15 protein-coding genes and 2 tRNA genes are annotated in these 12,433 nt (G+C 57.4%); 15 read left to right on the forward strand and 2 right to left on the reverse strand.

Annotated elements, in window-relative coordinates; all coding sequences use genetic code 11:
• Positions 1–17: 17 nt before the first annotated feature.
• Complete coding sequence (locus FQB27_RS03945; RefSeq protein WP_169559548.1) at positions 18–1,133, reverse strand: acyl-CoA dehydrogenase family protein; 1,116 nt, start codon at positions 1,131–1,133, stop codon at positions 18–20.
• Between the two features lie 174 nt (positions 1,134–1,307).
• A tRNA-Thr gene (locus FQB27_RS03950) sits at positions 1,308–1,382 on the reverse strand.
• Between the two features lie 149 nt (positions 1,383–1,531).
• Here FQB27_RS03950 and FQB27_RS03955 point away from each other — a divergent pair.
• The 15 genes from FQB27_RS03955 (at position 1,532) to FQB27_RS04025 (ending at position 12,186) form a co-directional block, all read left to right on the forward strand.
• Positions 1,532–1,705, forward strand: a complete 174-nt coding sequence (locus FQB27_RS03955; protein WP_169559549.1) for a hypothetical protein — start codon at positions 1,532–1,534, stop codon at positions 1,703–1,705.
• 95 nt (positions 1,706–1,800) lie between these two features.
• A complete protein-coding gene (gene dcd, locus FQB27_RS03960; RefSeq protein ID WP_169559550.1) occupies positions 1,801–2,355 on the forward strand; it encodes a dCTP deaminase in 555 nt (184 codons plus the stop codon).
• 130 nt (positions 2,356–2,485) lie between these two features.
• Positions 2,486–3,781: a UDP-N-acetylglucosamine 1-carboxyvinyltransferase gene (murA, locus tag FQB27_RS03965; RefSeq protein ID WP_169559551.1), complete on the forward strand. Its 1,296-nt coding sequence runs from the start codon at positions 2,486–2,488 to the stop codon at positions 3,779–3,781.
• Between the two features lie 26 nt (positions 3,782–3,807).
• Positions 3,808–4,263: a DUF2948 family protein gene (locus FQB27_RS03970; protein WP_169559552.1), complete on the forward strand. Its 456-nt coding sequence runs from the start codon at positions 3,808–3,810 to the stop codon at positions 4,261–4,263.
• Between the two features lie 68 nt (positions 4,264–4,331).
• Positions 4,332–4,994, forward strand: coding sequence for an ATP phosphoribosyltransferase (hisG, locus tag FQB27_RS03975; protein WP_169559553.1), 663 nt, complete (start codon positions 4,332–4,334; stop codon positions 4,992–4,994).
• Positions 4,984–6,285, forward strand: coding sequence for a histidinol dehydrogenase (hisD, locus tag FQB27_RS03980; protein ID WP_169559554.1), 1,302 nt, complete (start codon positions 4,984–4,986; stop codon positions 6,283–6,285). Before hisG ends, hisD begins: the two co-directional genes overlap by 11 nt.
• Before the next feature lie 20 nt (positions 6,286–6,305).
• Positions 6,306–6,785 (forward strand): UPF0262 family protein, encoded by a 480-nt coding sequence (locus FQB27_RS03985; protein ID WP_169559555.1) that lies wholly within the window; start codon positions 6,306–6,308, stop codon positions 6,783–6,785.
• Positions 6,786–6,839: 54 nt separating this feature from the next.
• A complete protein-coding gene (locus FQB27_RS03990) occupies positions 6,840–7,298 on the forward strand; it encodes an arsenate reductase ArsC (RefSeq protein WP_206374279.1) in 459 nt (152 codons plus the stop codon).
• Between the two features lie 143 nt (positions 7,299–7,441).
• Positions 7,442–7,660 carry a translation initiation factor IF-1 gene (gene infA / locus FQB27_RS03995; protein WP_169559556.1) on the forward strand — a complete coding sequence of 73 codons (219 nt, stop codon included), beginning with the start codon at positions 7,442–7,444 and terminating at the stop codon, positions 7,658–7,660.
• A gap of 12 nt (positions 7,661–7,672) precedes the next feature.
• Entirely contained in the window at positions 7,673–8,359 is a 687-nt protein-coding gene (locus tag FQB27_RS04000; protein WP_169559557.1) for a Maf family protein, read from the forward strand.
• On the forward strand, positions 8,356–9,747 hold the full coding sequence (locus FQB27_RS04005; RefSeq protein WP_169559558.1) for a ribonuclease E/G: 1,392 nt from the start codon (positions 8,356–8,358) through the stop codon (positions 9,745–9,747). Before FQB27_RS04000 ends, FQB27_RS04005 begins: the two co-directional genes overlap by 4 nt.
• Positions 9,748–9,795: 48 nt before the next feature.
• Positions 9,796–9,981 (forward strand): DNA gyrase inhibitor YacG, encoded by a 186-nt coding sequence (locus tag FQB27_RS16645; RefSeq protein ID WP_169559559.1) that lies wholly within the window; start codon positions 9,796–9,798, stop codon positions 9,979–9,981.
• Between the two features lie 146 nt (positions 9,982–10,127).
• A tRNA-Phe gene (locus FQB27_RS04015) sits at positions 10,128–10,203 on the forward strand.
• Positions 10,204–10,980: 777 nt separating this feature from the next.
• A complete protein-coding gene (locus tag FQB27_RS04020) occupies positions 10,981–11,526 on the forward strand; it encodes a hypothetical protein (protein WP_169559560.1) in 546 nt (181 codons plus the stop codon).
• A 27-nt stretch (positions 11,527–11,553) separates the two neighbouring features.
• Entirely contained in the window at positions 11,554–12,186 is a 633-nt protein-coding gene (locus FQB27_RS04025; RefSeq protein WP_169559561.1) for a LysE family translocator, read from the forward strand.
• Positions 12,187–12,433: the final 247 nt, after the last annotated feature.

Consider the following 12,433-nt stretch of genomic DNA (forward strand, 5'->3'; position numbering starts at 1 on the left):
GCAGGGCCTTTTTCATGTCAGGCCGATTGTAGCCTCTTGCCGATCTTGGCAAGGCGTGCTTCGCGGGCCGACGCGGCAATGCCGCTTATTTTCTTGACGTCCCGCATATGCAGGTTCGTTCCGTCCGGCAGCGGGCCTTCCACCTGTTCAAGAAGGTTTCCCAAATCCGCAAGCGCGGCGGTGAGTTGGTGTCGGAAGCCCAGTTGAAGTTCCATAAGCCGGTGAATATCAAGGGCAGGGTCGTCCGCCTGCCGGGCCAGATGGGCCGCCAGCACGGACAATGCCTGTTCCTGCACGGCCAGTGTGCCGATTCTTGCGGCCTGATCCTCTGGGGCCTCAGGGGCAATTTCTGTCAGTAGCTTCGCCAGCGACCCGACATGGGAGGCCGCACCGACCGCATCTTCAATCGCCCGCATCCGAAGGGAAATATCGTTCAGGGCGGTGCCTTTCTTGCCGATCAGGGCCGAGGCGGGAACCCGGACATCCTCCAGCACGATGCCGCCATGCTGGCAGGGGTGCAGGAAATCGATTTTCACGCCGTCCGTGCGTCGCAGCCCCGCCGTTTCCGCCGGTACCAGAAAGGCGCTGAACTGCTTGATCCCATCAACAAGATCCGTCATGGCGACCACAAGAAAATGATCGGCCAGCGGGCCGTTGGTCAAAAATGCTTTTTCGCCGTTCAGGATAAAGTCGTCTCCGTCCTGCCGTGCCGTGGCCTTCATCAGTTTTGGATGGGCACCGGCTCCGGGTTCGGATATGGCAACCGAAACGGTGCTGGTGCCCGCAACGAATTTTGGCAGCAGGGTGCGGGCCTGTTCCAAAGGCGGGGTTTCCGAGAAATGCAGCTTGGTCATGATCCAGTGGGCCATGAAGGTCATGGTAACGCCCGGCACGCCGCCCCGCCGGTTCAGCAGGCCCCCCGCCTTTGAAAGGGTCTGGTAGTCAGCCCCTGCGCCGCCAAATTCCGGGGCAAGCGACAGACCGGCAAAGCCACTTTCCCCAAAGGCGGTCCAGAGGTTTGGCGGAAAGGTGGGGCTGGTGATCAGGTCGGTTCGGTATGGGGCGATATGCGTCGCTGCGAACGCGGCGACCTGTTCCAGAAGGGGGTGCTGTGGATGTTCTGCCTCGGGCATGTCGTGGTTTCCCTGTTTTTGTTATGGACATGGGCATTGATGGCCCGAATCTTACCCTGCAAGGGAAGACTTGCCAAGCCGGGGCAGGGGAAAGGCCACGCGCAATCGGGGGCAAGAGCCTGTTTTGCCGGAATGTCATTATCAGGGAATAAGGAAGTGCAAGGGGGGAGTTACTGGTGCCGCCGCGGAGATTTGAACTCCGGACCTCTCCCTTACCAAGGGAGTGCTCTACCCCTGAGCTACGGCGGCAACCTGTAAGAAATGCGATAGCGCATTTACGTTTTGCATGGCGCTGTATATAAGAGCCGAAACGGTTCTGCAATGGCAAAATTCATGAATTTTGAAATCCGTTGCAAAATACCGTAATTTTTAACCGGCCCGGACCACGAAAAATACCGATGAATGAGCAAAAAAAAGGCGAAATATCGCTGAAACAGAAGCAGCAGCAGGAAAAAGCCGAGCGGCTTGCGGCGGCGCTTCGGGAAAACCTGAGAAAGCGCAAGGGGCTGCAGCGGGGCCGGGGCGAGGCCGCGCCGGACGCCATCAAGAACAAAAATCGGCTGACTGACTAGCCTTGAGCGGCCAAGGACCTTTAAAATCTTGGCCCTCAAAACAGTTGACGATAAGATACCCACCATATTCAACAGCGTATAGCGGAGAGTAACCCATGAGCATTCTGTCTGACAAATGGATCAGAGATGCAGCCCAGAACCAGGGCATGATTGAACCGTTCGTCGAAAGCCAGAAACGGGAAGGAACCATTTCCTATGGTTTGTCCTCCTATGGATATGATGCTCGTGTTTCTGACGAATTCAAGATTTTTACCAATGTTGATTCGGCAACCGTCGATCCCAAGGCCTTTTCACCGGACAGTTTCGTTGACCGCAAGACCGATGTCTGTGTGATTCCGCCGAACTCTTTCGTGTTGGCCCGGACTGTCGAGTATTTCCGTATCCCGCGGGACGTACTGGTGATTTGTCTTGGCAAATCCACCTATGCCCGGTGCGGCATCATCGTCAACGTCACCCCGCTGGAGCCGGAATGGGAAGGCCACGTGACGCTGGAATTTTCAAATACCACCCCGCTTCCGGCGAAAATCTACGCCAATGAAGGCGCCTGCCAGTTCCTGTTCCTGAAAGGGAATGAACCCTGCGAGGTTTCCTATCGGGACCGCGCCGGAAAATATATGGGGCAGGAAGGGGTCACCCTGCCGAAACTTTAGGACCGGCCGTGTAGGTGCCATATTTCATTGGCACTGTTCGTGGAATGACAGTAGAACACGGGTCATTATCCCGACAAAACGACAAGACGTGATGCCGCCGGAGGTTCCGGCGGTCTAGGACCAGAATATTATGGACAGCATTCGCATTCGGGGGGGCAAACCCCTGTATGGAAAAATCGAAATCAGCGGCGCAAAGAACGCGGCGCTTCCGCTGATGGTGGCAAGCCTTCTGACGGATGAAACGGTGACATTGGGAAATCTGCCCCATGTGGCGGATATTTCCACCTTGATCAATCTGTTGTGTCAGCATGGCACCACGGCTGTTCTGAACGGCGAAAGCGGCGCCAATGGCAGCAGCAATGGCCGCGCCATTTCCCTGACAGCGCGCGAGATCACCAGTACGGAAGCCCCCTATGACATCGTTCGCAAGATGCGGGCCGGGGCGCTGGTGCTGGGGCCGTTGCTGGCCCGGGTTGGCAAGGCCAAGGTCTCCCTGCCGGGTGGATGTGCCATCGGGACACGCCCCATGAACCTGCATGTGGACGGGCTTGAGGCCATGGGCGCCCGGATCGAGATTGTCGGCGGGTATATTGTGGCTGAGGCCCCGAACGGTCTGAAGGGCGCGGAAATCCGCTTTGATACGGTGTCCGTCGGGGCAACGGAAGATTTGCTGATGGCGGCGACCCTTGCGGAGGGTGTTACGGTTCTGGACAATGCCGCCCGTGAGCCGGAAATCACAGACCTGATCCACCTGTTGCGGGGGATGGGGGCAAAGATCGAGGGCGACGGAACCGAGCGTCTGGTCATCACCGGCCAACCGCGTCTTCACGGGACAGAGCATCGGGTGATGCCGGACCGGGTTGAAACCGGAACCTACGCCATGGCGGCGGCCATTGCCGGCGGCCGGGTGGAACTGACAAATACCCGGGCGGACCTGCTTGATTCCGTGATCGATGTCATGGAAGAGGCCGGGATCACCGTTGAGAGGACCGAGGACGGGATGATCGTGTCCCGTGATCCGTCCCAGCCGCTTCTGGGTGTGGATGTGATGACGCAGCCCTATCCGGGCTATCCCACGGACATGCAGGCCCAGTTCATGGCCCTGATGACCGTGTCGAACGGCGCCTCCATGATTACGGAAACCATTTTTGAAAATCGGTTCATGCATGTGCCTGAACTGGCTCGTCTGGGTGCCAATATCACGGTTCACGGACATTCCGCCCTTGTGCGGGGGGTGCGGGAACTGGTCGGTGCCCCGGTTATGGCGACGGACCTTCGGGCGTCGGTATCCCTTGTTCTGGCCGGCTTGGCCGCCAGTGGCGAAACAGTGATCAATCGTGTATATCATCTTGATCGCGGATATGAGCGACTGGAAGAAAAGCTGGCCTCCTGCGGTGCGGATATCGAGCGCGTGCAAGGAGAGTAACAGCTTTCGGAAAGGCGGAGAGACCGGTGACACAAGGACTGAAACTGCTGGCCAATGACAGGGATGATCTGCAAATCCTGTCTGCGATGATGGAAGGCGCCATCACCTCTCCGGGGGAGATGAGCTTCGCGGGTGCTCAGCGGCATTTCACCCTGACGGCCTCTCGCATCATGTGGGAAAAGGCTGACAGGGACGCGGCGCCGAAAGCAGTAAGCCGCATCCGTTCGGGTCTTTATGTGGCCGATGTGCTGGCGGCAAAATCGACGGGAATTTCCCGGGCCAACCCCACCGAGGTTATGGAACTTTTGTCCATCGCGGCAGACGCGGGACCGGACGAAACGACGGACTTGCGTTTCAGTTTTGCAGGCGGCGGTGTCTTGTGTCTGTCCGTGGAATGCATAAATGTTGGCCTGACAGACAGCGGCGATGCGTGGGAAACCGATCACGTCCCGGCCCACGATCGGGAGACGGGGAAACCCTGATCCATTTTATGAATTGATAAGGAAGCGATCGGCAATTCGGTCCTTCAAGCGAAAGACGGAGCAATTTGGTGTCTTCGAGTGATAAACTGGTCATCGCCCTGCCGAAAGGGCGCATTCTGAAAGAGGTCATGCCGCTGGTTCGGGCGGTGGGCATTGAGCCGGAACCCGCATTTGACGATCCGGCCAGCAGGCTTCTTCATTTCCAGACCAATATTCCCAATCTTTCCATTATCCGGGTCCGTTCGTCCGATGTGGCGACATTCGTTGCCTTTGGGGCTGCCCAGCTTGGGGTCGCCGGAAATGACGTGCTGCTGGAAACCAGTTACCCGGAAATCTATGCGCCGGTGGATCTGGATATCGGTCATTGCTATCTGGCGGTGGCGCAGCCGAAGGGGATGGAGGATGACAAGGATCCAAACCGCTGGAGCCATGTGCGGATTGCCACCAAATACCCGAATCTGACCCATCAGTATTTTTCCTCGCAAGGCATTCAGGCGGAATGTATCAAGCTGTCGGGTGCCATGGAACTGGCGCCGGGCCTGGGGCTTTGCCGCCGGATCGTCGATCTTGTTTCCTCCGGTGCGACCTTGAAGGCCAACGGACTTGTCGAGGTGGAGAAAATTCTGGATGTGACATCCCGTCTGGTGGTGAACCGGGCGGCGCTTAAAACCCGCTCAGAGGAACTGAACGGCTGGATCGAGAAGTTCCGGGAGGTGGTCAATGGCAACTAATCTGTTTTTATCCGCCCCGGAGTTTGAGGAGGGGTTTCAGGCCCTGCTCGGTCAAAAGCGGGAAACTGCTGCGGATGTGAATGCCATTGTTGCGGAAATTCTGGCGCAGGTACAGGCGCGCGGCGACGAGGCGGTTATTGAATATACAAACCGGTTCGACCGTCTGTCCCTGACCGGCGGGCATGACCTTCGCGTTGAGGCCGAGGAAATCGAGGCGGCCAAGGCGGCCGTGGATGCCGAGACCCTGGAAGCGCTGAAACTGGCGGCGAAGCGGATCGAGGCCTATCACGCGAAGCAGAAGCCGGAAGACCAGTATTATACGGACGAGGCGGGCGCCGAGCTTGGCTTCCGCTGGACAGCGATCGAGAATGTGGGGCTGTATGTGCCGGGCGGACTTGCGACCTATCCGTCCTCCGTTCTGATGAACGCCATTCCGGCCAAGGTGGCCGGGGCTAGCCGTCTTGTCATGACGGTGCCGACACCGGACGGGGTGATCAATCCGCTGGTACTGGTTGCGGCCGATCTTTGCGGTGTTGATGAAATATACCGTGTGGGCGGAGCGCAGGCCGTTGGTGCGCTTGCCTATGGGACCAAGACGATTGCGCCTGTCGACAAGATTGTCGGCCCCGGCAATGCCTTTGTGGCAACCGCCAAGAAGCAGGTGTTCGGGACCGTTGGCATCGACATGATCGCCGGGCCGTCAGAAATTCTGGTGGTGGCGGATGATCGCAACGATCCGGCTTGGATCGCGGCGGATCTACTGTCACAGGCGGAGCATGACCCGGTGGCGCAAAGTATCCTGATCACGGATTCCGCCGAGTTTGCCGAGGCCGTCGAACAGGCCATTCATTCCCATCTGGAAACCCTGCCCAAGGCCGACATTGCCAGTGCAAGCTGGCGGGATTATGGGGCGATCATTCTTGTTGAGGATTTGTCGCAGGCCCCGGCGCTGGTGGATCGCATTGCGCCGGAGCATCTGGAACTGTGCGTGGATGACCCGGAAGCCCTGTCGGCGGAAATCCGTCATGCGGGGGCGATCTTCATGGGCCGCTACACGCCTGAGGCGATCGGCGATTACATTGCCGGGCCGAACCATGTGCTGCCGACGGCCCGAACTGCCCGTTTTTCCTCTGGTCTGTCGACGCTGGATTTCATGAAACGGTCGTCCCTGATCAAGATGAATGCGGACAGTCTGGGCCGGATTGGGCCTTCTGCGGTTCGGTTGGCTCGTTCGGAAGGGCTTGACGCCCATGCCCTGTCTGTCGCAATACGGTTGAATATGCCCGAATGAGAAAAAGAAGGTAGCAGGCCATGAACGATTGTCAGCGTATCGCAAAAATTACCCTGGACGAGAAATCCGTCGTTCGGAGAAACGCTGACATCGAGCATGAGCGGAAGGTGGCAATTTATGACCTTCTGGACCTGAACCAGTTTTCTGTCCATGGACATGAGGAGGCGGGGCCCTATTCCCTGCACCTCAGTATCGAGGACAACCGGCTGGTCTTTGACATTCGCTGCGAGGATGACGAAACCGAGCTGCTGCGCCTGCCGTTGCCGGTGATTACCTTCCGCCGCATCATCAAGGATTATTTCCACGTTTGCGAAAGCTATTTCGAGGCCATCAAGTCGGCCTCCCCCTCCAAGATCGAGGCCATTGATATGGGGCGGCGGGGCCTTCACAACGAAGGGTCGGAACTTCTTCTGGAAAGGTTGCAGGGCAAGGTTGAAACGGATTTTGATACGGCGCGGCGGCTGTTTACCCTGATCTGTGTGCTGCATATCCGGGGCTGAGATGAACGCCCGCACCATGCGCCGCCTGCTTCCTGACGGGAGCGAGGGTCCGGCATGACGATCAACGACCAGTCCCCCATGCCCACAAGCGTCCTGTTCGCCTGTACCCATAACAGTATCCGTTCGGCCATGGCCGAGGTGATCATGAAAAGCCTGTACGGAAAGAATATCTATGTGGACAGTGCCGGGGTGATGGCCACGGAAATCAATGGATTTGCCATTGAGGTGCTGGACGAGATCGGGCTGGATGCGGAAAATCATCTGGCCAAGAATCTGGATGATCTGGAAGACAGTTCCTTTGACCTGATTATCTGCCTGTCCCCGGAAGCCCATAAAAAGGCCGAGGAACTGACCCGTACCTGGGCCTGTGATATTGAGGACTGGAACACGGTTGATCCGTCCCTGGTAGAAGGAAACCGGGAAATGCGCTTGAACGCCTTTCGTCAGGTGCGCGATGATTTGTACCAGAAAATCAAGACACGTTTTTCTCCCAGTGTGCACCCCTTGGTCTGAAATTGTCCTATATTACTTTCTGCAGTGTGGCGGTTCCGCCCCTTGATGAGAGGTTTCGCAGGTATTCCAGCAAACTAATACTTGATTTTTACGGACAGCCGCCGCATTTTGCACCCAATCTTAACAAACCTGACTAGGTAGATATGGCAAAAGAAGAACTTTTGGAATTTGAGGGAACGGTTACTGAACTGTTGCCGAACGCCACGTTTCGCGTAAAACTTGAAAATGATCATGAGGTTCTGGCTCATACGGCAGGCAAGATGCGCAAACACCGCATTCGTGTTCTGGCCGGTGACAAGGTAACTGTTGAAATGACACCGTATGACTTGACCAAAGGTCGTATCACATTCCGTCACAAGTAAGGCTTCGCCGCAATGGGTGAAACTGTAAATCCACCCGCAAGGGGCGGCGAACAACAGATCGAGACCAGACAGTCCGCCAGCAGCGACAGCTTCCCTCCGCTGATCCTGGCATCCGCTTCACCGCGTCGGCAGGAACTCCTGCTGCAAATCGGCCTGAAGCCTGATCTGGTTGACCCCGCAGACATCCCCGAAGACGCATTGCCGGATGAACTTCCCCGGCAGTTGGCCGCGCGCCTTGCCGATGAAAAGGCGGCGGCAGTTGCCGAACGGCACACGGGGGCCTTCGTTCTGGCCGCAGATACGGTTGTTGCCGTTGGACGTCGGGCGCTGGGTAAGGCGGGCGACGAACGGGAAGCCCGTAACTATCTGACATTGCTTTCCGGGCGGCGTCACCGGGTCTACACAGGCATGAGCGTGGTGTTGCCCACCGGGCGGCAGATTACCCGTGTGGTCAGCAGTGCCGTGATCTTCAAACCGCTTGGGGAGCATGACATCGCCAGCTACCTGAAAAGCGGGGAGTGGCGTGGCAAGGCCGGTGCCTATGCCATACAGGGACTTGGTAGCCTGTTCGTTCGCCAGATACAGGGGTCCTACAGCAATATTGTCGGGCTGCCCCTGCATGAACTTGCTGCGCTTTTGAACGGCAATGGCTTTGACGTCTGGCAAAGATCGTCTCTGGCCGCTTCCGATCAGGAATGAGCCGCCAGATCCTGATCGATGTGGATCCGTTCTTGACCCGGATTGCGGTGATGGAGCGGGACCGGCTCGCCGATATCGCTTTTCTTGATCCCAATGCCCCAACACTGGTCGGTCGGATTTTTCTGGCCCGGATAACCGCTGTTCGCAAGGATATTGACGCCTGCTTTGTCGATCTGGGGCTTTCCGGCCAGCAGGGGTTTCTTCAGTTGAAGGATATTCCGTCCGAATTCCGCGAAACCCTGTTTGAGGGTATGAAGCTGCCGGTTCAGGTCCTCAAGGACGGAACCGGGGAAAAGGGCGTTCAGGTTTCTGCCTTCCTTCAGTTCGAAGGCCGCTATGGGGTGTTCAAGCCTTTCGGAAGCGGCATTGTTTTCGCAAAATCCATCAAGGATGCCGCAGTCCGGGCAGAGATTTCCTCCTGCTTGTCCGGGCTTGGGGCTGGGACCAGCGCTGGGGGTGTCGTTGTCCGAAGTGCCGCTGCGTCTGTGCCCATCGATACCCTGTCAGGTGAAATGCAGGCCCTGATCAGCCGCTGGCAGTCCCTGCAACAGACCATCGCGCAGGACAAGGCTGTTCGGGACCTGACGGACCTCTCGCCCCTGTCCATGATGGTTTCCGGGTTGGTAACCGAACATGACACTATCTTGGTGAATGATGCGGATGCCTTGCACGCCTTGAAGGCGGAACTTGGTCATTCCGGCATCAGGGCAGAACAGATCGGGCTTGCCCCGGTTGCGGAAGACCTGTTTGAGCAATTCGGCGCCGAAGAAGAATGCGACCTTCTGGACCGAAAGCGGGTCGCCCTGCCGTCCGGCGGCGATATCACCCTTGAGGAAACCGAGGCCATGGTGGTGGCGGATGTAAATTCCGGCGGGCTGGTTGCTGCAAAAGGGGGGCGGTCGGTTGCCCTGCAAACCAATCTTGACGCAGCCGAAGTCCTGCTGCGTCAGCTTCGGCTGCGTCATTTGTCCGGCATTGTCATTGTGGACTTCATCCGGATGGAGGCGAGGGGCGAGACGGATATCCTGACCCGCCGCTTGCGGGAGCTGGCAGCACGGGACCCGGCCAGCCTTCGGGTGGTGGGCATGACCGAACTGGGTCTCATGCAGCTGGTACGGCGGCGCACATCGCGGCCTGTCTCGCAGGTGCTGGCAATGCCCCTCAATACGGGGGTGGGGCATTTTCCGTTGGGGGAGGCATCGCGGCTGGCGCGGGCCGTTCGGGCATTCTCGCGGCAGGCGAAGAAGCCGGTGATCGCGGTCGCAGGGGGCGGGGCCGTCCGGCGGTTTCTGGAAAATTATGGCCCCCGGCTGGAAAAGGCCCTTGGGGTTCGGCTAGAATACCAACTTGATGACACGTTGGGAGAGCGGGACTATACCCTGTCCTGACCGCCATTTGAGCAGGCCCCATCGGATTTTGGTAACAAGGAAATCATCGTGACAAAGAAAACCGGTAATCAGCGTACATGCCCGCAATGCGGCAAGCCGACAGATGCCACCTATCGCCCCTTTTGTTCCAAGCGGTGCCAGCAGGTCGATCTTGGGCGATGGCTGAATGAAAGCTACGTCATCCCGTCGGATGAGCCCGCCCCGACCAATGATGAGGAATGGGAAAACCGCTGAAAGCCAGAGTTTTAAAGGGTTTCGGGGCGTCATATTGAGCGCCCCGGAATTTTTTTTGTTTTTTGCTTTTTGGGGTATGGACAGCCCCGATAATATCTTCTATAACCCAGCTTCCTTACGGAGATCACAACTCTCCAGACCGGTAAGCCCAGGTAGCTCAGTTGGTAGAGCAGCGGATTGAAAATCCGCGTGTCGGTGGTTCGAATCCGCCCCTGGGCACCACTTCCCCCCCCATATACGATAAGTAATCCAAGAGATGCCATCTCAGGCCTTCATCGGTGCTGAAATCTTGCTATGACAATTCGAGTGGCATTATTCGTCTAGCGGAATATTTTTCCAGTCTCAGCATTTAGATAAAGCCTGTTTGCGGTAGTTAGTCCGCCACAATACATAAAGTAGATTGGTTGGTTGCGATGTTTCGATGACTTCACCCAACCGCCATTTTCGTGAAATTCGCCCTCAGTGCATCGTCTCTGGTCTATAAGCGACCGTGCAGCATTCGCGAACTGCGTACGATATCGTGCAAAGTCGTCGGACTTGGCAATCAGCGCTTCGGCGCTGCTCGCGCCTTCTGCTGGATCAGGCGGGCGGGTTTCTGATAAGAATTTCGCAGATACCCATTCAGCGAACTTGCCGCCTGTGATGCCATTGTCCGGTGCACATCGACTGTTCCCAGCGTCCACATAATCACTTCGTCCGCTTTTACAGGATGCGTTGTAATAATCCGTTACGCGCACCCACCCGTGGCGCCGCTCAAATACATCCAGCCCTTGGCAGTGCCTATCCTCGTATTGAGAGAGTAAATTTTATCATAAAAACTCGCAATGCGGGAATCGTTTCTGCGTGGGCGTTAGTCGACGATTGGATCGACTTGGCATTACAAGGGAGAGCATTCGTATGTGCTGGCGTCTTTCATTCTTTCCATTTCACTAAAAGTTGGCGGAGGCGGGTCGGTGCGGTAGGGTGCGTTTCATCGTCTTGAGATGCGAGGGGGATGGGATGCGGAAGGTTGGGGTGCTGGTTTTGTTGTTGGTGTCGGTGGGGATGGCCGGGCTGGCATTTCATCAGTATGAGACAAGCGGCCGTGAGGTCGTCCGGTTCCCGATTGCGGGAGCAGGGGAGGGAGCGGCCCCGCCCGTGATGTTGTCCCGCGCCCAGTCGCCGGTGCGTGTGATCCTGTCCGTCCGGTATCGGGTTGATCTGGTGGCCGACCAGAACGAGGCCTATGGCTATCAGGTGTCGGTCAAGGGACCGGCCGGGAGAACGGTTCTGTCCGGGGATGGCCGCAATGTGGTCAGCCGGGAGGATCGGGGCAGCGGGTTTGTCACCGATCGGCAGAATCATGTTATCGGCACCTTCCCGGTAGAGACAGAGGGCGCCTATCTGGCGGAGTGGTCCCTGTCCCCCCGTTCAGGGCAGGTTCTTGAGGCTCGCCTTATGGTTCGGGAGAATGTAGCGCCTATTAGTATTTCTAAATTGACTGTCGCGGCAATTTGCTTTGTGCTGGCCGGATTGATGCTTTTTGCGGGACGTAAACGGGCGTGAGCCCCTCCCGAACGGTCTGGAGCGTAGATGATGCTGGAAAGCGCGCAACTGGGGTTGTTTCTTGTGGCGGCATTGGCCCTGAATATCACACCGGGGCCGGATATGCTGTTTACAGCCGCTAATGGTATGCGGCAGGGCGCCCGCGCGGGTATGATCTCGGCCGCCGGGATCAGTTGCGGGGGCGTGGTGCATTCCACCCTGGCGGCGATTGGGGTGTCGGCTGTGGTGGCCGCATCGGATATGGCCTTTGATATATTGCGCTTTGCCGGGGCCGCCTATCTGGTCTGGATCGGTCTTCGCAGCCTGCGGGCGGACGATACCTTCCTGATGTCCCGTGGGTCGAAGGGGACGGGGCTGGTGCGTCTGTTCCGCCAGGGAATGTTGACCAATATCTTCAACCCCAAGGTCGCCCTGTTCTTCATTGCCTTCCTGCCGCAGTTTACCAACCCGGAGACGGGGAGCATGGCCGTTCAGATCTTTTTCCTTGGCTTCCTGTTCAGCCTGACGGGAATCTTCATCAACGGGGCGGTCGGGATTTTCGCGGGCCGGGCCGGTCAGGTATTGTTACAGCGTCCGGGCGCCGCAAAGTGGATTGCCCGCCTGTCGGGAACCATGCTGGCCGGGCTGGGAATTCGCCTGCTTTTCCTTGAAAAAAGCTGATCCCGGACGAGAGTATCCGGGCCGGTTTCGGCAAGGCCGGTTCTTGATCTTTGCCTAAATTGGTGTCAGCCTGACAGAAATATTTGCAACCGCTTTCTAATAACCGTATTTAATCCCACGAATTCAACTGGGTTCCAAATGCTGGATTACTGTGTCGGACTTGTGTGAACTGCCAAGAAATTGACCGTTTGGTCAAATTTGGTGGTCTTTTTTTGCCAGTCAGAAAACAAACAAGGCCCTTGGCACG

Source organism: Sneathiella chinensis (assembly GCF_012720115.1).
Taxonomy (GTDB): domain Bacteria; phylum Pseudomonadota; class Alphaproteobacteria; order Sneathiellales; family Sneathiellaceae; genus Sneathiella; species Sneathiella chinensis.

What these genes read in the sequence shown, in the direction of transcription:
- FQB27_RS04000 (WP_169559557.1), top strand. Translation starts at nt 7,673, where the DNA reads ATGGGTGAAACTGTAAATCCACCCGCAAGGGGCGGCGAACAACAGATC.
- FQB27_RS03945 (WP_169559548.1), bottom strand. Translation starts at nt 1,133, where the DNA reads ATGCCCGAGGCAGAACATCCACAGCACCCCCTTCTGGAACAGGTCGCC.
- infA (WP_169559556.1), top strand. Translation starts at nt 7,442, where the DNA reads ATGGCAAAAGAAGAACTTTTGGAATTTGAGGGAACGGTTACTGAACTG.
- FQB27_RS04005 (WP_169559558.1), top strand. Translation starts at nt 8,356, where the DNA reads ATGAGCCGCCAGATCCTGATCGATGTGGATCCGTTCTTGACCCGGATT.
- murA (WP_169559551.1), top strand. Translation starts at nt 2,486, where the DNA reads ATGGACAGCATTCGCATTCGGGGGGGCAAACCCCTGTATGGAAAAATC.
- dcd (WP_169559550.1), top strand. Translation starts at nt 1,801, where the DNA reads ATGAGCATTCTGTCTGACAAATGGATCAGAGATGCAGCCCAGAACCAG.
- FQB27_RS04020 (WP_169559560.1), top strand. Translation starts at nt 10,981, where the DNA reads ATGCGGAAGGTTGGGGTGCTGGTTTTGTTGTTGGTGTCGGTGGGGATG.
- FQB27_RS03990 (WP_206374279.1), top strand. Translation starts at nt 6,840, where the DNA reads ATGACGATCAACGACCAGTCCCCCATGCCCACAAGCGTCCTGTTCGCC.
- FQB27_RS04025 (WP_169559561.1), top strand. Translation starts at nt 11,554, where the DNA reads ATGATGCTGGAAAGCGCGCAACTGGGGTTGTTTCTTGTGGCGGCATTG.
- FQB27_RS03985 (WP_169559555.1), top strand. Translation starts at nt 6,306, where the DNA reads ATGAACGATTGTCAGCGTATCGCAAAAATTACCCTGGACGAGAAATCC.
- hisD (WP_169559554.1), top strand. Translation starts at nt 4,984, where the DNA reads ATGGCAACTAATCTGTTTTTATCCGCCCCGGAGTTTGAGGAGGGGTTT.
- FQB27_RS03955 (WP_169559549.1), top strand. Translation starts at nt 1,532, where the DNA reads ATGAATGAGCAAAAAAAAGGCGAAATATCGCTGAAACAGAAGCAGCAG.